The sequence below is a fragment of the Shewanella avicenniae genome (genome assembly GCF_017354945.1).
GTDB lineage: Bacteria > Pseudomonadota > Gammaproteobacteria > Enterobacterales > Shewanellaceae > Shewanella > Shewanella avicenniae.
Window position 1 is genome coordinate 2,052,039 of the sequence record NZ_CP071503.1, and the last position, 20,975, is coordinate 2,073,013.

The window sequence follows — 20,975 nt, forward strand, 5'->3', positions numbered from 1 at the left end:
GTCACTCAGTTAGCGCATTACAATCGTTCAACTTAGCCAAGTAAGGTGTTCAAAACGGTAGGAATAGAAGCTGCGCTTATGTTCAAACTTATTCAGTCCAACAAAATGGAATTGCTCTCCGCAACTTTGGCAGATCAGATCCGCACGCCACTCGCGGGGCAATCACCGCTAAGTTCTGAGCATATTTTGGTACAAAGCCCGGGGATGTCGACCTGGCTCAGACTAGAAATTGCCAAACACAATGGCATCGCCGCAGGATTAGAATTCCCCTTACCTTCGAGCTTTATTTGGCAGTTATGCCATACGCTACTGCTTGATGTGCCACAAGAAAACGCCTTTACTAAAGAGGCCATGACTTGGAAGCTGCTTTCCTTGCTGCCGACGCTTATCGAGCAACCAATCTATGCGCCGTTAGCTCGCTATCTTCATCAAGCGTCATCGCAGCCGGAACTTAAACGTTATCAATTGGCCGCCCGTATCGCTGACATTTTCGACCAATATTTAGTGTACCGCCCTGATTGGATTGCTGACTGGGAAGCAGAACAACAGCCTATTAACCTGAGCGACGACCAAGCATGGCAGCCACAGCTATGGCGCGAACTGGTTGCTTATAATCATTCACTCGGGTTAAGCCATTATCACCGTGCCAACCTACATCAAGCCTTAGTCGATGTGTTGCAGGACGACAGCAAGCCGTTACCTCAATTGCCCGCGCGGCTGTTTGTGTTTGGAATCTCGTCAATCCCACCGCAAACATTAAGTGTGTTACATGCGCTTGGGCATCGTATTCCGGTCACTGTGTTAAGTCTCAGTCCTTGCCAGCATTATTGGGGCGACATTGTTAATCCTAAGGCCAGGGCGCGGATTAATCTGACCTATGGCGAGAAGCGACAACTGCCCGAAAATTGGCAAGAGAACCTGATTGTTGGCAATCCATTACTGGCCAATAACGGCAAATTGGGGCGTGAATTACTCGATTTGATGTTAGAGCTGCCTGCTGATGCCATTGAACTTGGCGATGACCTGTTTTATCCCGCAGGTGACGACAAGCTGCTGCGCGGTATTCAGCAAGATATTCTCGATATGGAAACCCGTGGCCGTTTGTTAGGCCCTGATAGCGAGCTGTACCTCAGCCTCGATGGGCGGCGTATATTGGCGGATGATGACGATTCGCTACTGCTGCGCAGCTGCCACTCACCGCTGCGTGAAGTGGAAACCTTGCATGATCATCTGCAATTTATGTTGGCAAACAATCCGCAGCTATCTGCCAAAGATATCGTGGTGATGCTGCCAGACGTAGCAGCTTACGCTCCTTACATAGATGCAGTGTTTTCGCGGCGTGAAGGCCGTTTCAATATTCCCTATGCCATTGCTGACCGTGGTGCCAGCCAAGAGTCGCCGTTAATTAACGGTTTTCTTGCGCTGTTGAATATCAATCGCAGTCGCTTTGCCTTAACAGAGGTACTCGCGATTCTTGAAGTGCCCGCCACCTTAAAACGGTTTGGGCTGGACGATGAAGAGTTAGCGCTGATACGCCAATGGCTCGATAAAGCCGGTATACGCTGGGGGCGCAGCGGCAAAAGCCGCACCCAGCAGCAACTACCTGCGTTTGAACAAAACTCATGGGCGGTAGGATTAAAGCGCCTCATCCTTGGGTATGCACTTGAAGATGATGCCGATTTATATGCTAACCATCTCGCTGTCGCTGGGGTTGAAGGTCAAAACGCCCAAGCGTTGGGTAAACTATTCAATTTTATTGAATCATTAGACGAGTTAAGTGTTCAACTCAATCAACCCGTGGATGTTGCCCCGCGTATTCAACAACTTAGTGCAATTTGTGACAGCTTTTATAGCAGCAGCGATGACCGCGACACTCAAGCGTTAATGACTATTAATGCCGCCATCGCCAAATTAGAGTCAGAATTATTCAAAGCAGGTTTTGACGAGCCACTCGACAACAGCATTCTGCAACAGTGGTTTAGCAGTCAGTTAGACGAATCGCGCGTCGGCCAGCGCTATCTGGCAGGAAGCGTCAACTTCTGCACCTTGATGCCGATGCGTTCAATTCCGTTCAAAGTCGTCTGCTTACTCGGGATGAATGACGGTCTGTACCCTCGAGTGCAACATCCTATTGGTTTTGATTTGATGGCACAGCAGCCACCGCGTAAAGGTGACCGCTCACGGCGACTCGATGATCGTTATCTATTTTTGGAAGCGTTGTTATCAGCCAGACAGCAACTCTACATCAGTTATGTAGGGCGTTCGCAGCGGGATAACAGCCCGCGCAATCCATCGATGCTGATTGCCGAACTGTTGGAATACTGCCAGTTAACTTGTATGCCGGCGTCACTGGCCACGCAGTTCGTGGCTGAACCGCTGACTGCTGACCAACTGACGCGACTAGAGCAAACGCTCAATGCACGCTTGATTAAACAACAGCCGTTACAGCCATTTGATGCATCGCTGTATCAAGCTGAGTTATTACAGCAGCACGGCGACTTGCCGTTGACGCCTTCGTTTTCCAGCCAATGGTGTCCAACCCCAATTGAATCAATAACTGCGTTTGCTGACGGTACGCCATTGATCGCTGAACAATTGGACACGCAAGAGACCATGGCGGAACTCCAAATCATCGAGTTACAAGCCTTAGTCCGTTTCTATCGTAACCCTGCACAATATTTCTTTAACCGTAGCCTGAAGCTCGATTTATCCATCGCGTTAGATGCCGATGATAACGACGAGCCATTTAAACCCGATGGTTTGCAACGCTATCAGATGCAGCTTGAGATGATTAACGATGCACTAGCCCATGAGGGTGTGATGCAAGCAGATGTCGCGCAAAAGCTCAAAGCCAGCGGGCGCTTGCCTAATGCCCCGTTTGATGAAATCACCTTGAACCAATATCGGCGCGACACGGCGCCCTTAATCGAGCGATGTCAGTTTTTACGCGGCGATAATCAAGCCAAATTGGACATTGATTTGCCATTCCCAGCACTAAAACTGCGGCTGCAAGGCCACCTTGATAACGTTGCGGGTAAAGGCTTAGTGGATTACCGGCCGGGCAAGGCCAATGGTAAGGATCTGATACGGGTCTATTTGCGCCACTTGGCGATGAACTGCAGCGGTTTACAGCGCCATAGTTATCTGCTCGATATTCATGATTTTCATGCGTTTTCGCCACTTAGCAGCGAGCAAGCACACGTACAACTGAGTGTTTGGCTGCAATATTTTCTCTCGGGTCAAACTACGCCAATAATGCTAATGCCAAAGACTTCACTGGCTTATGTGATGAGTGACGGCGAACATCAAGAACGACTACAAGAATGTCGTAAAACTTGGGAGGCTAGCCAAATTGGTGGCGAGGGTGCAGATCCGCATTATCAGCGCTGTTTTCAATACCCTGATGATTTTACCGAAGATAACTTCGGCGCAATCGCTCTGACGCTGCTGCAACCGCTCCAATCGCTATACAGCAAAGGCAAGCTCGAGCAACTTGGCGACTTTGTTGCCAATGGTGGCATGACGTTACAAGGAGCAGCCCAATGAGTACACCACAACTGCTTAATCCGCTCACGTTACCGCTTCACGGTGCACGCTTGATTGAAGCCAGTGCGGGCACAGGTAAAACCTATACGATTTCGGGGCTGTATTTACGCTTATTGCTGGGGATTGGTGTTGAAAGCGCCCTCACCTGTGAACAAATTTTGGTGGTGACGTTCACCAACGCCGCCACCGAAGAACTGCGCGATCGGATCCGCAGCAGAATCCGCCAAGCTTATCGCGCCTGTTTAGGGCTGCCCGAAGCCGATGATTTTATTCAAACCCTGTTAGCACCTCTGAATGACGAACAGCGTCATCAAGCATTGATACGCTTAGATCTGGCGCTGAAATCCCTTGATGAGGCAGCCATTTTTACCATTCACGGTTTCTGCCAGCGTATTCTCAGCGATTTAGCCTTTGAATCGAGCTTACTGTTTGAAGCCGAATTCACCCTCGATGACAGCGAATTTTTACATCATGCGGTGCGTGATTTTTGGCGGGAACACTGTTACTCACTCTCTGGCGTGTTAGCGCAAACGATTCAGTCGCTATTCGAAGAGCCGCAAAAATTACAAGGCATGTTGCGGCCACTGTTGGGCAATTCTGAGGCCATTGCCTCACCAACACCGTTAGCGTTTGAAAACATCGCTACGGCGTTGTTACCTAAGTTGGCGCGGCTGAAACAACAATGGTCAAGTGCGCGCGAAACACTGCAACAGCAACTGTTTAGTTTGTCGTTGAATGCCAGCCGTTACGGCAGCCAAGCGGCAGGTTATCCAAAACTGGTGGCCGCGTTTGAAGCAATGGATGCTTGGGTTACATCACAACATGCGCTTCCCGTTGAAGACGTGATTGATAAGCTGTCATTAGCTAAGCTCAAGGTAAATAAAACCAGTGCGCCGGCCCCCACAGCTGAGCAAGCGCCACTGATGGCGTTAATTGATGAAATTTCTGAGCTGTTAAGCAACATCAAACCTGCGTTTTTGTACTTGGCCAGGGATAATATTCGCGCGCGCTTTCAAGCTCAAAAGGCGCAGCGTAATGTGCTGACCCCAGATGATTTACTGTCAACCTTAGCCCATGCCCTTGGGCATCAACAGCAAGACCAAACTGCAGGGCAAGTGTTGGCCAAAGAGGTCGCGAAACGCTTCCCAATGGCGCTAATCGACGAGTTTCAAGATACCGACCCGCTGCAATTTGCGATTTTTTCTCGGATCTATCAACAGTACTACTCGTTTGATGATGCTGAACAGCAGATTGGCGAGCAAACCCGCGCCGCATTATTGATGATCGGTGACCCAAAACAGGCAATTTACGCCTTTCGTGGGGGGGATATCCATACTTACATTGCCGCCAAACACACCACCCAAGGGCAATACACCTTAGGCACCAACTATCGCTCCAGTGAATCGATGGTGACCGCGGTTAACACCCTGTTTAGTCGACATCCCGCGCCCTTTGCCGGTGAAGATATTCCGTTTGAAGCGGTTGAAGTGCCACCCTCCGCGACACACAAGCAGCTAGTGAGCGCTGAAGATAATCATGCGATGCAGATCCGCCTATTGGCAGAAGATGCTGAAGCGGGATTGAGCAAAGATCCGGCGCGGGAACTGCTGGCAGAAGATGCCGCTGAACAGATTCTGGCATTGCTGCAGCAAGACAGTCAGCTGCAAAATGGCACAAAATCGCGTCGGCTGATAGCCAGAGATATTGCGGTGCTGGTGCGCGATCACAACGAAGCCTCGGCCATGAAGCTAGCTTTATCGCGGCGTAACATCGGTGCGGTATTTCTCAGTCGAGATAGCGTGTTTGGCACGGTTGAAGCGCGCGAATTAGCACTTATCTTGACTGCACTTATCAATCCGCGTGAAGAATTCGCGCTACGCAGCGCGATGGCCACCCAACTGCTTGGGCAGACGATCGGCCAGATCCACCAATTTAATCTGCAAGAAGATGTACGGGCGTGGTGGTTAGAACAATTTGAACGTTGGCATCAGCTATGGCTCACACGTGGCATTATGCCCGCCATTATTCAGTTAGCGGCTGATACTGAGATGATCCAACGCTTACTGAACAGTGAGAACGGTGAACGCTGCCTCACCGATTTACGCCATCTGTGTGAATTATTGCAACAAAAAGCCGCAGAGGCGGATGGCCCGGCCGCATTGCTTCACTGGTATGAACAACAGCTGGTGGACGCTCAAAACGGTGAAGAGCAACAGCTGCGTTTAGAAAGCGAACAAAACTTAGTGCAAATCGTCACCATTCATAAAAGTAAAGGCTTGGAATATCCCGTATGTTTTGTGCCGTTCGTTAGCCTTGGATACCACAGTCGCACACCAGAGCCACTGCTCTATCATGACAATAATCAGCTTATTTGGGATCTGTCTGGTGATAAAGATGCGATCGATCAGCAGAAGCAGGAGCAACTAGCAGAAGATTTGCGGCTGTTGTACGTGGCATTGACCCGCCCTGTATATCGCTGCTACCTATCAGTAGCCAACTACTCACGCAAGCTTAAGGCTGGCATCAAGAGTTATTTGCCAAATACCGCGATTGGCTATCTGTTAGGGCTGGACAACGAAGATCTCAGCTTTGCGGAGTTAGCAACCCATATCAATCAGCTCAGTTCCGCCGCCATTTCGGTCACTAGCATAGTGCCGCAAGGAGTGAGTGGCAGTCTGCAAGCCAATGACGAAACGCGGCAGAACGTTACACCGTTGCAGCTAGAAATTCCTGCACAGCATTACTGGCGCGTTGGCAGTTACAGTGGCTTGATTAAGGAATCACAGCACCACGGCGTTTCTGAAGTTGATGACCTCAGCAGCGAACTGCCGCCACAATCACCAGGCATGGATGACGAAGTGTTTGATCCTCTACTGGCGCAACTGCCTGCACCGGAACAGGCGCCCGCACCGCGATTTTTGTTTGAAAAAGGAGCCAATGCCGGTTCTTTTATGCACCAAGTGTTAGAAGATCTCGATTTTGACGCAAGCGATAAAGCCGCCGCGCTGGCAGCGGTGCTGCCAAATGCAATGCGCAAATATGGGATAGCGGAGACTGAATACCCAGTGTTACTGGAATGGTATCAGCAGATCCTCGCTGCGCCACTCGGTAGCGAAATGCGTGACAAAGGCTTAAGTCTCGCGGTTCTAAAAGCAAACGATGCAATTGCGGAAATGGAGTTTTATTTACCGGTCGCTGAACTCGATTGCCACGCACTAAACGCGCTGCTGGCACAATACGGCTACCAAGCGGGGCTGAGCTTTGAAACCTTGCGCGGAATGCTCAAAGGCTTTATCGACTTAACCTTTCAGTTCCACAATCGCTGGTATATTGCCGACTATAAATCGAATCACTTGGGCAACAGTTTTACCGATTACCACGGCTCAAATTTGCAGCAAGCCATGTTCGAGCATCGCTACGATTTGCAGTACTTACTGTACACCTTAGCCTTGCATCGCCAGTTGTCCAAACGGATGCAAGATTATCAATATCAACGCGATATCGGTGGTTGCTATTACCTGTTTCTTCGCGGCATGTCCCCCGAACATCCGCAAGCGGGGATTTATTATGATCGGCCACCGCAAGCATTAATCGAAGCGTTAGATGCACTCTTCAGTGGGGAGTCTGCAGCCAACGCAGATAAAGACGTTGATGGCACTAATTCACCGTCACCGTTAACGCCCACTGCGCAGCAGTCACAACTCGATTTGGAGCTGTTTTAATGTCCACGTACAATTTAGACATCGCGCTGCACACCAATCTGCCACTAACTGAGTTGCTCAAAGTGGCCGAACAGCAAGGCGTTATTACTGCGCTCGATCGCCATTTTGCCATCGAATTATGTGAACTGAGCAATGAACCCAATGAATTGCTGCAGCTGTTACTGACTCTGTTGTCAAAACAGTTATCGAGCCAACATAGCTGCTTGCCTTTGCAACACATTGAATTTGCCAATCCGCTGGGGTTACGGCCGCAGGCAACTATCACCGAAGATGCGCCAGCGCCCTATTGCGCTATCGCATGTCAATCTGACGTTGCCACAGCACCGCAGCAATTAGCCACCTTGTTAGCGCAATCTTCATTGGTCTGGTGTCCCAACCTAGGTGAAGAAGAGGATCCGCTCAATCGCCCACTGGTACTTGAGCAGCAACGACTTTACCTGCGGCGATATTGGCGCTACGAAAAATCCGTCGCTGACCGCTTATTATCGCTGGCTACCGATAGCGATATCGCCGTTCAGCTCGATGGTGAACCTCGCTTTATGCAACAAGTCAGTGCCTTGCTTGATGGCTTGTTTCCAAACCATGCTACTGATATCGATTGGCAAAAGATTGCAGCGGCCACCACATTGAGCCGCAATTTGTCTGTCATAACTGGCGGACCCGGCACGGGCAAGACCACCACAGTAACCAAAGTGTTGCTGTTGCTTATGCATTTGCAACCTGCATTACGTCTTCGCTTGGTTGCGCCGACCGGTAAAGCGGCCGCGCGCCTGTCTGAATCCATCAAAGGCTCAAAAGCCCGTCTGCAGGCAGAACTCACGGGTGAACTCGAATCGCTGCTGCCCGCGTTACACGCCATTCCTGAAGAGGCGGCAACGATTCATCGATTATTGGGTGTAATCCCCGATGATTCACGTTTTCGCCATCACCAAAATAATCCACTGGTGTTGGATCTACTGATTGTCGATGAAGCCTCCATGGTCGATTTACCGTTAATGGCGAAATTGCTCGATGCATTACCTGAAAAAGCGCGGCTTATTTTGCTGGGCGATCAGGATCAACTAGCGTCTGTGGAAGCTGGTGCAGTGTTGGCAGATATCTGTCACGGCTTGCGCGATGGCCATCAATGGCGCATGCAATACAGTCATCAACAATCGTCGCGACTCAGCCAACTGTGTGGCGTAAAAATTCCTGCCGGCACTCGTTCAGAGCCTCTCGGTGATAGCCTTTGTATGTTGCGCCATAGTCATAGATTCAAAGATGATGCTGGGATCGGTGTACTCGCAGCGGCAGTCAACAACGGCACAGTCAACAAAGCTAAAGAGGTCTGGGCCAAACAATATCCAGAATTAACCTGGTTTGAACAACAAAGTTCGATCACCGCCGAACGTGCCCTGCTCAAACATTGCGTTGAGCAATATCGGCCATATTTGGCCTTGGCGCAGCAACAGGCAGAGCCGCATCAGGTACTGCGTGCCTACAACCAATTCCGGGTGCTATCTGCGATGCGTACGGGTGAATATGGTGTTGATGGTCTCAATTTGATCATCACGCGCCAGCTTGCTCAGGCTAAACTGATTGTCCCCAGCCAAGAGTTTTATAGCGGCCGGCCGATCATCATTCGCAGTAACGACTACAACTTAGGCCTATTTAACGGTGATATCGGAATCATTCTGCAAGATCCGAGTAATCAGCGGCTAATGGCGTGGTTTGAACGCGCCGATGGCAGCATGATGAAGGTGTTACCCGCACGTTTGCCAAGCCACGATAGCTGCTTTGCGATGACGGTGCACAAAAGCCAAGGCAGCGAGTTTGCCGCAGTGACCATGATATTACCGCCGAACCCTCGTGGTGCGCAGATGCAGCTTTTGTGTCGAGAGCTGCTCTACACGGCAATCACCCGCGCAAAAACTCATTTTAGCTGCAGCGGTACCGAGCCAGTATTTAACTTGGCAGTTAAGCAGTTAACTTTGCGAGCATCAGGTTTGGCGAGTCGCTTGTGGTCTAGTCATTAACGTGGGCTGTTCGGTGTAGAGTCGTAGACCTACGCCAACTCCGCGCATCGGATTTTTAGGCTAGTGCTGAGAATTTCAGCAACGAGGCACAGCGCACCGAATATCCATTAACAGCCACCGCGGATTGCGCCATAATGTTGGCCAACGAAGATAGCCAGTTTTGAGCAAGGGAGCCTCACTTGGATAATCGGATGAACATTTTGCTGTTGTGTGGCGGCGGTGGTGCTGAGCATGATATTTCATTGCTATCAGCGCAATATTTTGAAGCCTGTTTAGCCCAACGTGATGACGTTAACCTGCTGTATTTGACGCTCAACGCGCAGGGCGAATACCACACCAAAGCTGGGCAAAAGTGTGAGCTTACCAATCGCCGCGAAATTCGCTTTGAAGATGACACGCCAGCATGGCAAGTCGATTATGTGATCCCTTGTATTCACGGCTATCCCGGTGAAACCGGTGATATTCAGTCCTACTTCAATCTGATTAACCTGCCCTATTTTGGCTGTGAATCTGAAGCGAGCAGTAACTGCTTTAACAAAATCACCGCCAAAATGTGGTTCAGTGCACTGGATATTCCTAACACCCCATACTTGTTTGTGAATCAATTAGATGAAGAATCAATCAAACGCTGTGAAGCTGCGTTTGATAAATGGGGTTCGCTATTTGTTAAGGCGGCATCACAAGGCTCTTCTGTTGGTTGTTTCAAAGTCGACCAGCGTGACGAGATAGGCAATATTCTTGCGCAGGCGTTTCGCTATTCACCTTATGTGATCGTCGAAAAGACCATTCGCGCCCGCGAACTTGAAGTAGCAGTGTATCAGTACCAAGGCGAAGTAATTGCCACCAAGCCCGGTGAAATTATCTGTGCCGATAACACCTTCTACAGCTTTGAAGAAAAGTACGCCGACAACAGCCACGCAACCACCCAAGTAGAAGCCACGAATCTTAGCGACGAGCAGATTAGCCAAATTCAAGAATATGCGGTGCGTGCGTTTAAAGGCTTAAAACTGCGTCACCTATCGCGCATTGACTTCTTTCTTAGCGACGAAGGCGAAATCTTACTAAACGAAATTAATACCTTCCCAGGGCTCACTAAGATTTCCATGTTCCCGAAAATGCTCGCCCACCACGGCGAAGATTTCACACAATACCTGATGGATAACATCAAGCGTCAGTTAACCCAGTAAATTCACCTAGTAGAGCCAAATCGCTGTGGATTTGGCTCTGTTTCCGCGTTCTATGCGAGTAAACCACCTTATCCGGTTCAAACAAGCCGCCCAATAACCTCTATTGACTACCCAATAGCGCTCGACTTAGACAACTTTTTGTTTTACGAATTAAACGATTACGTTGGACAGTTTACTGAATAATAGGCATAAAAAAAGAGGTCAGCCTGTTAAGCTAACCTCTTAATTTATATCGACAAGTAGGTGGTACCCGAGGCCGGACTTGAACCGGCACGCTGTAACCAGCGAGGGATTTTAAATCCCTTGTGTCTACCGATTCCACCACTCGGGCTCATCGATATTATGGAGGCGCGACCCGGAGTCGAACCGAGATCGACGGATTTGCAATCCGCAGCATAGCCATTCTGCCATCGCGCCATCTTTTGGAGCGACATATCGGGTTCGAACCGATGACCTATACCTTGGCAAGGTATCGCTCTACCAACTGAGCTAATGTCGCATTGCGGTTAACGAGAAGTTCTCGTTGACTGCGGGATGGAATTCTACGGATTTACCGTTGGGTGTCAATCAATGATTTAGGAAATTATGACAATTTCGTTCTGTATGCTGCGAATTTATTCAACTTTAATATTATTTGAGCAATTTCAGCAGCTTGATAGGCTGTAGTGGCTAAATCAGCTCCACTACAGCCCTTTAGGTTTCACTGAGATAGTTTTATCTCAATTGGGTTATTCAGATAACGGCAGACTCATAAAATTGAGTTCCAGCATTTTCTGCATAACACCGACCACCTGACAGCTATAACCGTACTCGTTGTCATACCATACGTAGATATTGGCGCGGTTGTCCTCTGCAATGGTCGCTTGTGAATCAACAACACCTGCGTAACGAGAGCCCACCAAATCGCTTGATACAATTTCGGTTGAATCGGTGTAATCAATCTGGTTTTGTAAGTCAGAATGCAACGCCGCTTCTTTAAGGAACTCGTTGATATCGTCTTTGCTGGTTTGCTTATTCAGATTCAAGCTCAGAATCGCCAACGATACGTTTGGTGTCGGTACACGAATTGCGTTACCAGTCAGCTTACCTGCAAGTACTGGCAAGGCTTTGGCTACTGCTTTCGCCGCACCGGTTTCAGTGATGACCATGTTCAAAGGAGCACTGCGACCACGACGATCCGCTTTATGGTAGTTATCAATTAAGTTTTGGTCGTTGGTGTAGGAGTGAATGGTCTCTACGTGACCACTACTGATACCGTAACCATCATTAATTGCTTTTAATACCGGCGTAATAGCGTTGGTGGTACAACTAGCGGCTGAAACGATAATATCTTCTGGCGTGATATCGCTATCATTAACACCGTAAACGATGTTTTTAATGGCGCCTTTGGCTGGAGCCGTCAACAACACTTTGGCCGCCCCTGGGCATTGCAGATGCTGACCTAAACCAGCTTCGTCTTTCCAAATACCTGTGTTGTCTACAACTAATGCGTTCTCGATACCGTATTTGGTGTAATCCACTTCACTCGGTGAGTTTGCGTAGATCACTTGGATGTAGGTGCCGTTGGCGATAATTGCGTTGTTTTCAACGTCAACTTCTACTGAGCCGTTGAATGGACCATGCACTGAATCGCGGCGCAATAAACTCGCACGCTTTTCTAAATCACCGTCACGACCACCGCGTAAAACAATCGCTTTCAAACACAGTTTGTTGCTTTGACCTGTTTTGGCGATCAACAAACGTGCTAACAAGCGGCCGATACGGCCGAAACCATACAGCACGACATCACGAGGTTGCACTTCATCTTTACAGGCGATGGCAGGAGCCAATTCAGTCTGCATGTAGGCTTCAATGTCATCTGTAGTGGTATGCTCTTTCCAGTATTTTACCGCAAGCTTACCGATATCGACTTTACATTGACGTACTGGCAACTTGCTCAGTGCTTCTAGGAAAGGAAAACTTTCTCTTAGTCGCAGCTTCTCACCGACAAAACGACGAACTAAGCGGTGTGCTTTAATAATTTCGATAGTAGATGCATTGAGCAATGGTCGACCATATACCACTACTTCAACGCCTTGATTACGATACAGCTTACCAAGAATAGGCTGCATCACTTCAGCCAATTCAAAACGTTCTTGCCAACTTTTCAGGTGTTTGTCCGCGCTCATTAACTGATCCTTTACGCTCACTTCCGCATTTTTAAGCGGAATTGATTGAGTAAACAGAAAAAACGACCAATAATCGATGTGTACTCTAACGGTTTTAGCGATTACGGTTGGCACAATTCTAATGAAGATGGCGAGTACTGACCAGTAATTAATTTTTCATAACCATGTAATTTTATTGCATTTTTTTCTCACGGAGATGCATTTTGACAAGGTTTTTCGTAATAATTACGTCATTTTGTTTCATATCACTGTTAGAAGGCTGTGATCGCCTCACTCCTACCGAGAAGATCTGTAAAAATAATCCTGAAATTTGTGAAGATTTGCATACCGATGGTTGGTGTCGAACTGAGCGCGCAACCCTTGTCAGTAACCGTTTAGTCGTAAAAGAAGCCGCCGATAAACCCGACGACAAGCAGTTGTATGATTTAATCGTGAGTCTTGAAGGCTACAACAAGTGCATGTGGCGCGCATCTGGCGTGCAACATATTAATAATCCTGAACGCACCGATGTAAGAGCTCGCGCGTACGCTTTAAGCGCACAATCGCTCACCGAGCTACAAGATTCGGTACGGGATGCAAAGACGCCGTACCTTTCTTATTACCGTTGGACCCGACTTGGTGACGAAAATGCACTTTATCGCCTGATTGAAGCAGAAACAGAGCACCCAATTCAAGACGCCACAATTCTGGCAGCATTAGCAGCTCACTATCTTGAATTTAATGCGCCAAAATCACTGCAACTTTATCTACGCGCGCTATCACTCGATGATGACGCAGCATTCAAAGCGGATTGGTTACTTGGCATGGCACGCGGCTTTGCATTACTAAATAAACCTGAACAGCAATACCTTTTAGAAAAAACCAATCTTGTGCTGACAGAACGCCAGGCAAATGAGCAACAACTAGAGGCCGTTGTCGGCGGTCATCATGCGGTCGTTAAACAGCTTAACGAACAAGCAGAAGCATTTGCTGAAGTGTTAAAAGATAATGAATTTAGCAAGTCTGTGTGGCCAAAACGCCTTGCCGCAGACATTCAAACCTCCCAGTAAAACTAGAGGTAGGTCTAATACCACCTGTCTCTCTTCAAAAAATAACCACAATTAGGTGCTATAGTTAATTGACTAACCATTCATTTTGTCATACAAATAACTTGCCAATCGTGTTACTATTTCTTGGTTATTTTTCAGTTTCGGGAAGAAAGCACAATTATCACACATGACTTGGCCAGAATTCTGCTTTTACAGTCGATTCAGCTTGACTAAATCATGCATTTTTGTAATTTTATTACCAGTTTATCAAGTATATCTGAGGGATATGAAATGACTATCCGCGTAGCAATTAACGGCTATGGCCGTATCGGACGCAATGTTTTGCGCGCGCTTTATGAAAGCGAAAAGAACTACCCAATTCAAATCGTTGCGATCAATGATTTGGGTGATGCCACTACTAATGCTCATCTGACCAAGTATGATTCTGTTCATGGTCGTTTTAACGCATCGGTAGAGCATGATGACGTAGCTATTTATGTTAATGGCGACAAGATCCTGACTTTCTCAGAGCGTGATCCATCAAAGTTGCCTTGGGGCGAACTGAAGGTTGACGTGGTATTTGAATGTACTGGTATCTTCACCTCTAAGGAAACTGCTCAACCACATCTGACTGCAGGCGCGAAGAAAGTTATCATTTCTGCCCCAGGTAAGAACGTTGATGCCACCGTTGTATATGGTGTGAACAACAACGTACTGACTTCAGATATGACAGTTATCTCTAACGCTTCATGCACCACTAACTGTTTGGCACCTATCGCTAAGCCGTTAAACGAAGCGCTCGGTATTGAATCTGGTTTGATGACCACCATTCACGCCTACACCAACGACCAAGTGTTGTCTGATGTTTATCACAAAGACTTACGTCGTGCTCGTGCAGCAGCCTTGTCTATGATCCCAACTAAAACTGGTGCAGCAGCAGCTGTAGGTTTAGTTGTACCAGAACTGCAAGGTAAGTTTGATGGTTTAGCGGTTCGTGTACCTACCGCTAACGTATCTTTGGTTGACCTGTCATTTATCGCTTCTCGCGACACCACTGTTGAAGAAGTAAATGCCATTATCGCCAAAGCAGCTCAATCAGCGCCAATGAGCGAAGTGCTTGGCATCAACGAAGAGCCTTTGGTTTCTATCGACTTTAACCACAACGCCTTCTCATCAAACTTTGATGCTACCCAAACCCGCGTAAACGGCCGTTTGGTAAAAGTAATGTCATGGTACGATAACGAATGGGGTTTCAGTAACCGTATGTTAGACAACGCGGTTGCATTGATGAACGCTAAGTAATTCGTCAGTATCTTGAAAGGCGCTCTCAGGAGCGCTTTTTTTATGCCTTAATTTTTCTCGACTCACTTTCAAAAATCTAGAGGTTAAATCGCAGTTAAACGACGCTAGATACGATAATTACAACTAATCCGAAATTCTGAATAGGAAGCAGTTGTTATACCGTGGTCATTTGACAAGGTTTCAAATTAGGTCGAAAAACCAAAGTTATAGCCAATAAAAAAGGGACCCTAAGGTCCCCTTCTTACAACTCTTGGCACTAAAAAATTAGTTAGCCAGAGCTTCTTTTGCTTTTTCAACCAAAGTTGCAAAAACAACTTTGTCAAATACTGCGATATCAGCCAGGATCTTACGATCGATCTCGATAGAGGCTTTCTTCAGACCGTTGATGAAACGGCTGTAAGACAGACCATTTTGACGAGATGCCGCATTGATACGTGCAATCCACAGTTGACGGAATTGACGTTTTTTCTGGCGACGGTCACGGTAAGCATACTGACCAGCTTTGATTACTGCTTGTACCGCTACACGATAAGTACGTGAACGAGCACCGTAATAACCTTTCGCAAGCTTAAGAACTTTCTTGTGACGAGCACGTGCAGTTACACCACGCTTAACTCTTGGCATTTTTCAATCTCCTATTAAGCGTATGGTAGTTGGCGTGCAATCATCGGCACGTCAGCTTTAGCAACTAGACACTTAGCACGCAGATGACGCTTACGCTTAGTGCTTTTCTTGGTCAGGATGTGACGCAGGTGAGCTTGTTTACGTTTGAAACCATTAGCGGTTTTCTTAAAACGTTTAGCTACACCGCGGTCAGTTTTCATTTTTGGCATTACAAAAACTCCGCATTGGGATAATTAATAAAACGCAAGGCGAGAAGCGAAATACCATGCGGTATTCCGCTAGCTACTTTTTTAGCCTTACTATTTTTTCTTGGGGGCTAGCACCATTACAGCTTGACGACCTTCCATTTTTGGAAAGGCTTCAACAACTGCAACTTCGTCCAAATCAGCTTTGATACGGTTCAAAAGTTCCATACCCAAACCTTGGTGCGCCAGCTCGCGCCCACGGAAACGCAGCGTAACTTTCGCTTTGTCCCCATCTTCTAGAAAACGAATCAGGTTGCGTAGTTTTACCTGATAGTCGTTTTCATCAGTACCAGGGCGGAATTTAATTTCCTTAACCTGGACCTGTTTCTGCTTCTTCTTCTGTTCTTTCTGGGCTTTCGCCTTGTCGAACAGAAATTTACCGTAGTCCATAATACGGCATACAGGCGGCTCGGCATTTGGACTGATTTCTACCAGATCCAAACCTTGTTCATCTGCTTGTTCTTGGGCTTGTCTGATACCCACGATACCAACAGGTTCACCGTCAGCACCAACCAAACGTATTTGTGAAAGGCCGGTGATTTCTTCGTTAATTCTGTTTGCGGCCGCCTGACGGCCCGATGTTTTCTTGATCTTTATGACCTAATCCTCCATCAACTCTAGACTACGGAGCGAAATTCTTTCAGTTATTAATGCAGTGAAATTCTCAACAGGCATTTTGCCTAAATCCACTCCGTCCCTGGTTCGAACCGCTACTTCACGGTTTTCAACTTCTTGGTCACCTACAACCAATAGGAAAGGAACGCGCTTCAGCGTGTGCTCGCGTATTTTAAAGCCTATTTTTTCATTCCTCAAGTCCGTACAGGCTCTAATTCCCTGTTGTTGGAATGAATTTACTATATCTTCGGCATAAGATTGCTGTTTATCGGTGATATTCATCACCACAACCTGCATTGGTGACAACCATGCTGGGAATTTACCCGCATATTCTTCAATCAAAATACCGATGAAACGTTCGAGCGAACCGAGGATCGCTCTGTGGATCATCACTGGTACTTGACGACTGTTATCTTCAGCAACATATGTTGCCCCCAAACGACCAGGCAGTGCGTAGTCGAGCTGCACAGTACCACATTGCCATGCGCGGTCGAGACAATCATGCAAAGTGAATTCAATCTTAGGACCGTAGAACGCGCCCTCACCCGGCAAAATTTCAAATTCGATATTGTTGTTACGCAACGCTTGTTTCAACGCTTCTTCAGCGCGATCCCACATCGCATCGTCACCAATACGTTTTTCTGGGCGAGTTGACAGTTTCACCACAATGTTTTTAAAGCCAAAGGTTGAATAAGTGTCGTATACCATTTGGATACAGCTACTTACTTCAGCTTGTACTTGTTCTTCGGTACAGAAAATGTGTGCATCGTCTTGGGTAAAGCCACGAACGCGCATCAAACCGTGCAGTGCACCTGATGGCTCGTTACGGTGACAGCTACCAAATTCAGCCATACGTAATGGCAAGTCACGGTAAGATTTTAACCCTTGGTTGAAGATCTGTACGTGGCCAGGGCAGTTCATTGGCTTAATGGCATATTCGCGGTTTTCACTTTGGGTAGTGAACATCGCGTCTGCGTATTTATCCCAGTGACCTGAACGTTCCCACAGCACTCGGTCCATCATGAATGGACCTTTCACTTCTTGGTACTTGTACTCTTTCAGCTTGCCACGAATAAAGCGTTCCAGCTCAAGGAAGATGCTCCAACCGTCGTTATGCCAGAACACCATGCCCGGCGCTTCTTCTTGCATATGATAGAGGTCAAGCTGTTTACCGATTTTACGGTGATCACGCTTAGCGGCTTCTTCAAGACGAGTCAGATGTTCTTTAAGCGCCTTCTTGTCACCCCACGCAGTACCATAGATACGTTGCAGCATCTTATTGTCAGAGTTACCACGCCAATAGGCACCTGCAACGTTCATCAATTTGAAGAACTGGCAAAAACGCATGTTGGGCACATGAGGACCACGACACATGTCGGTGTACTCTTGGTGATGATACAACGCTGGCTGGTCATCTTTGCTGATGTTTTCATCCAAAATAGCCATTTTGTATGATTCACCACGCTGTTCAAACGTGTCGCGTGCTTCTTGCCAGCTCACTACTTTCTTAACGACGTCGTAACTGGTTTTTGCCAGTTCCAGCATACGTTCTTCCAGTTTGGCAATGTCGTCCTCAGTCAACTTGTGATCTAAATCGACGTCATAGTAGAAACCGTTATCGATCACTGGACCGATTGCCATTTTGGTTTCTGGCCACAATTGCTTAATTGCATGCCCCAGCAAGTGAGCGCATGAGTGACGAGCAATTTCTAAGCCTTCTTGATCTTTAATGGTGATAATTGAAAGCTCTGAGTCTTCAGTTATCAGATCACAAGCATCTTTAAGTTCACCATTAACACGGCCAGCGATACAGGCTTTCGCCAGACTAGGACCGATATCTGCAGCAACATCGAGAGTGGAAACCGCGTGGGCAAATTCACGTTTGCTCCCGTCAGGGAGAGTAATAACAGGCATGAGTAATCCTTAATCCAGTGGTGACCCACACGTAGGGCCACTTGGTCATCATGTTAAAAAAGAGTCGTAACGCATTGCGGCATCACCATACAGTGGCAATGTGACTCGCAAGCGAAGGCAGAATTTTACGGCAGTTGTTTATAACGAAGCAAGCGTAAATGCCGCTTTATACAAGGGATATCAAGCAAGCCGAGTCAATAACACTCATCGTCAGCATTAAATGAGCCGAAATCTATACCTCGACTAAGGTAGAAACCATCTATACTCAACTTTGATTACGTTGAATTAGGAGATGCCGATATGAAACGCCAAACCATTTGTTGCCCTTACTGCGGACATCATCAGGCTGTCGAATTGGATACTAGCCAAGGTGATCAGGAGTTTTATAACGATTGTCATATCTGCTGCAATCCGATCCACGTAACCATGCACATCGACCATCAGCATCAAACTATTAAGCTGCATGTTGATGCTGATGATGAGCAATATTACTAACAGAAACGGCTAAATGCTGCTTTCAAAGCGCTGTGCAAGCACCCGTTCGACGGTGTCGACGATGGCTTGGGTTTGACTATCGATTTCCAAGTTCAAGGTCATACCCGGCTGATAACTTGCCAAATTGGTCAGTCTTAGTGTTTCAGGGATAAGGTGCAACCAAAAACAGTTCCCATCAACCTCACCGACAGTCAAGCTACAGCCGTTAACCCCTATAAATCCTTTGTAGAAAATGTATTTTTTCCATTCAGGAGCAAATGACAGCTTGAGGTTATAATGGCTTTCCGTCACATCAACCTGTTCAATCCTTGCTAGAGTCTGTACGTGACCCGACAGAATATGCCCGCCGATCTCTTTACCAAAAGTTAGTGATCGTTCGATGTTAACGCGACTTCCCTGTTGCAGATCCGTAAGATTCGTCAGCGCTAATGTTTCTTCCATCACATCGAAAAACACCCTATCATCCGCCAACTCAGTTACAGTTAAACAGACGCCGTTATTGGCGACGCTGGCGCCTAACTGCAATCCGATGCGCAGTTCTTGAGGAATGGCGACACCCAGCGTATGAAGTCCCGACTTTTTATCAATACTAAGGACTTCACAATTTGCCTGCACGATACCTGTAAACATAATTCACTCGCTTTTTTGGAAATATCATGGAACACGCTGGTTTTCACGCCAAACGGATCTTACAACTCGCCCTACCCGTCCTTATCGCTCAGGTGACGCAAACCCTGATGGGATTTATCGACACTGTGATGGCCGGTCGCGTCAGCGCAGCAGACATGGCGGCGGTAGCAGTTGGCACCAGCATTTGGTTACCCGCAATTTTATTTTTTCAAGGGATGTTAATGGCGATTACACCCTTAATGTCTCATCATCACGGCGCCAACGAATCAAACAAAATAGGCCCCTTGGCGATACAAGCCTCGTATATTGCCATAGTCGGAGGCGCACTGGTGATGTTGATCCTGCATTTTTCCAATCTGTTGATTGCGCAAATGCAATTGGAACCAGCTTTGGAGCAAATATCCACCGATTACATTAGCGCAATTCTGTGGGGCGCCCCCGGCATGTTGCTGTATCAGGTGGTGCGCAGTTGCGGTGAAGGCATTTCCTATACCAAACCGGCCATGTTTATCGGCTTTATCGGCTTGGCGATTAACATTCCGGCTAACTTTATCTTTATCTATGGTTATTTTGGCATCCCCGCAATGGGCGGCGCAGGTTGTGGTGTAGCAACGGCGATCGTGTTTTGGGCGATGTTTGTTTCAATGCTGCTCTATATTTTTTTCCATAAACGGTTTGATGAAATTCAGCTGTTCAATCATTTGGCAAAACCCAACTGGAAAAGCATTTTTGGTTTAGTTCGGATTGGGTTGCCGGTTGCACTAGCCTTGTTTTTTGAAGTCAGTATTTTTGCGGTAATTGCCCTGCTGCTTGCGCCCTTAGGGGCGGATGTTGTTGCTAGTCATCAAATTGCCCTGAATTTCTCCTCCATCGTGTTTATGGTGCCGTTATCGATAGGTGTCGCAGTGTCGATCCGCGTTGGTTACTATTTGGGGCGTCACCAACCAGCGCAAAGTGCATTAGTTGCCAAAACAGGTATTGGCTTAGGGTTGGCCTTAGCCGCCTGCACCGCAGTAATTACCGTGGTATTTCGTGAGCAAATCGCCATGCTTTATAACGATTCACCGCAGGTTATCAGCCTCGCTTCTGGCTTAATGTTGATGGCAGCGGTATATCAGCTATCGGACTCGGTACAAGTGATCTCGTCTGGTGCGCTGCGCGGCTTTAAAGATACCAAAAGTGCGTTTTACATCACCCTTATAGCTTATTGGGTCATTGGCATGCCGGTAGGCTATACCTTGGCGAGCACCGATGTCATTGTTGAACCACTTGGGGCATACGGATTTTGGACAGGGCTTATTGCAGGGTTAACCTCAGCTGCGATTATGTTTTCCATTCGATTGCGCATCATTAAACGGCGAGCATTAGCCTTGCGAACATCAATCGGCTAATGAGCTACGGACAAACTATAATTAAGCCGCTATTATCAGCGAGTTGACTAGCAAATCACCATTTAGTCTGGTTTTTAATATTTTCACTTGCCA

Annotated in this window: 14 protein-coding genes and 3 tRNA genes; 8 read left to right on the top strand and 9 right to left on the bottom strand. The window is 47.4% G+C overall.

The window, feature by feature from the left end; genetic code table 11:
• Positions 1-78: 78 nt before the first annotated feature.
• The 4 genes from recC (at position 79) to JYB87_RS09080 (ending at position 10,470) form a co-directional block, all read left to right on the top strand.
• A complete protein-coding gene (gene recC, locus JYB87_RS09065) occupies positions 79-3,546 on the top strand; it encodes an exodeoxyribonuclease V subunit gamma (protein WP_207356515.1) in 3,468 nt (1,155 codons plus the stop codon).
• Positions 3,543-7,268 (top strand): exodeoxyribonuclease V subunit beta, encoded by a 3,726-nt coding sequence (gene recB, locus JYB87_RS09070; RefSeq protein WP_207356516.1) that lies wholly within the window; start codon positions 3,543-3,545, stop codon positions 7,266-7,268. The genes recC and recB overlap by 4 nt, the downstream gene beginning before the upstream one ends.
• Complete coding sequence (recD, locus tag JYB87_RS09075) at positions 7,268-9,283, top strand: exodeoxyribonuclease V subunit alpha (protein ID WP_207356517.1); 2,016 nt, start codon at positions 7,268-7,270, stop codon at positions 9,281-9,283. The genes recB and recD overlap by 1 nt, the downstream gene beginning before the upstream one ends.
• Before the next feature lie 191 nt (positions 9,284-9,474).
• Positions 9,475-10,470 carry a D-alanine--D-alanine ligase gene (locus tag JYB87_RS09080; RefSeq protein ID WP_207356647.1) on the top strand — a complete coding sequence of 332 codons (996 nt, stop codon included), beginning with the start codon at positions 9,475-9,477 and terminating at the stop codon, positions 10,468-10,470.
• 244 nt (positions 10,471-10,714) lie between these two features.
• Here JYB87_RS09080 and JYB87_RS09085 read toward each other — a convergent pair.
• The 4 genes from JYB87_RS09085 to JYB87_RS09100 all read right to left on the bottom strand — a co-directional run bounded on the left by JYB87_RS09085 (position 10,715) and on the right by JYB87_RS09100 (position 12,638).
• A tRNA-Leu gene (locus JYB87_RS09085) sits at positions 10,715-10,801 on the bottom strand.
• Between the two features lie 12 nt (positions 10,802-10,813).
• Positions 10,814-10,887 (bottom strand) — tRNA-Cys (locus JYB87_RS09090).
• Between the two features lie 6 nt (positions 10,888-10,893).
• Positions 10,894-10,969 (bottom strand) — tRNA-Gly (locus tag JYB87_RS09095).
• A 229-nt stretch (positions 10,970-11,198) separates the two neighbouring features.
• On the bottom strand, positions 11,199-12,638 hold the full coding sequence (locus JYB87_RS09100; RefSeq protein WP_207356518.1) for a glyceraldehyde-3-phosphate dehydrogenase: 1,440 nt from the start codon (positions 12,636-12,638) through the stop codon (positions 11,199-11,201).
• 203 nt (positions 12,639-12,841) lie between these two features.
• Between JYB87_RS09100 and JYB87_RS09105 the strand changes: the two genes are divergently transcribed.
• Complete coding sequence (locus JYB87_RS09105) at positions 12,842-13,687, top strand: DUF2989 domain-containing protein (RefSeq protein ID WP_207356519.1); 846 nt, start codon at positions 12,842-12,844, stop codon at positions 13,685-13,687.
• A 270-nt stretch (positions 13,688-13,957) separates the two neighbouring features.
• Entirely contained in the window at positions 13,958-14,968 is a 1,011-nt protein-coding gene (gap, locus tag JYB87_RS09110) for a type I glyceraldehyde-3-phosphate dehydrogenase (RefSeq protein ID WP_207356520.1), read from the top strand.
• A gap of 264 nt (positions 14,969-15,232) precedes the next feature.
• Here gap and rplT read toward each other — a convergent pair whose 3' ends face one another.
• The 4 genes from rplT to thrS form a co-directional block, all read right to left on the bottom strand.
• Positions 15,233-15,592 carry a 50S ribosomal protein L20 gene (rplT, locus tag JYB87_RS09115; protein ID WP_037439620.1) on the bottom strand — a complete coding sequence of 120 codons (360 nt, stop codon included), beginning with the start codon at positions 15,590-15,592 and terminating at the stop codon, positions 15,233-15,235.
• Between the two features lie 14 nt (positions 15,593-15,606).
• Complete coding sequence (gene rpmI, locus JYB87_RS09120) at positions 15,607-15,801, bottom strand: 50S ribosomal protein L35 (RefSeq protein WP_037439621.1); 195 nt, start codon at positions 15,799-15,801, stop codon at positions 15,607-15,609.
• Between the two features lie 90 nt (positions 15,802-15,891).
• Positions 15,892-16,434: a translation initiation factor IF-3 gene (infC, locus tag JYB87_RS09125; protein ID WP_207356648.1), complete on the bottom strand. Its 543-nt coding sequence runs from the start codon at positions 16,432-16,434 to the stop codon at positions 15,892-15,894.
• A gap of 3 nt (positions 16,435-16,437) precedes the next feature.
• Positions 16,438-18,366 (bottom strand): threonine--tRNA ligase, encoded by a 1,929-nt coding sequence (gene thrS, locus JYB87_RS09130; RefSeq protein WP_207356521.1) that lies wholly within the window; start codon positions 18,364-18,366, stop codon positions 16,438-16,440.
• Positions 18,367-18,666: 300 nt separating this feature from the next.
• On the opposite strand from thrS, the gene JYB87_RS09135 reads away from it, so the two are divergent.
• Positions 18,667-18,861 carry a CPXCG motif-containing cysteine-rich protein gene (locus JYB87_RS09135; RefSeq protein ID WP_207356522.1) on the top strand — a complete coding sequence of 65 codons (195 nt, stop codon included), beginning with the start codon at positions 18,667-18,669 and terminating at the stop codon, positions 18,859-18,861.
• Between the two features lie 9 nt (positions 18,862-18,870).
• Here the strand turns inward: JYB87_RS09135 and JYB87_RS09140 are convergent, their stop codons facing one another.
• A complete protein-coding gene (locus JYB87_RS09140) occupies positions 18,871-19,491 on the bottom strand; it encodes a riboflavin synthase subunit alpha (protein ID WP_207356523.1) in 621 nt (206 codons plus the stop codon).
• Between the two features lie 26 nt (positions 19,492-19,517).
• Here JYB87_RS09140 and JYB87_RS09145 point away from each other — a divergent pair, with 26 nt between their 5' ends.
• A complete protein-coding gene (locus tag JYB87_RS09145) occupies positions 19,518-20,882 on the top strand; it encodes an MATE family efflux transporter (RefSeq protein WP_207356524.1) in 1,365 nt (454 codons plus the stop codon).
• The last annotated feature ends 93 nt before the right edge of the window (positions 20,883-20,975 follow it).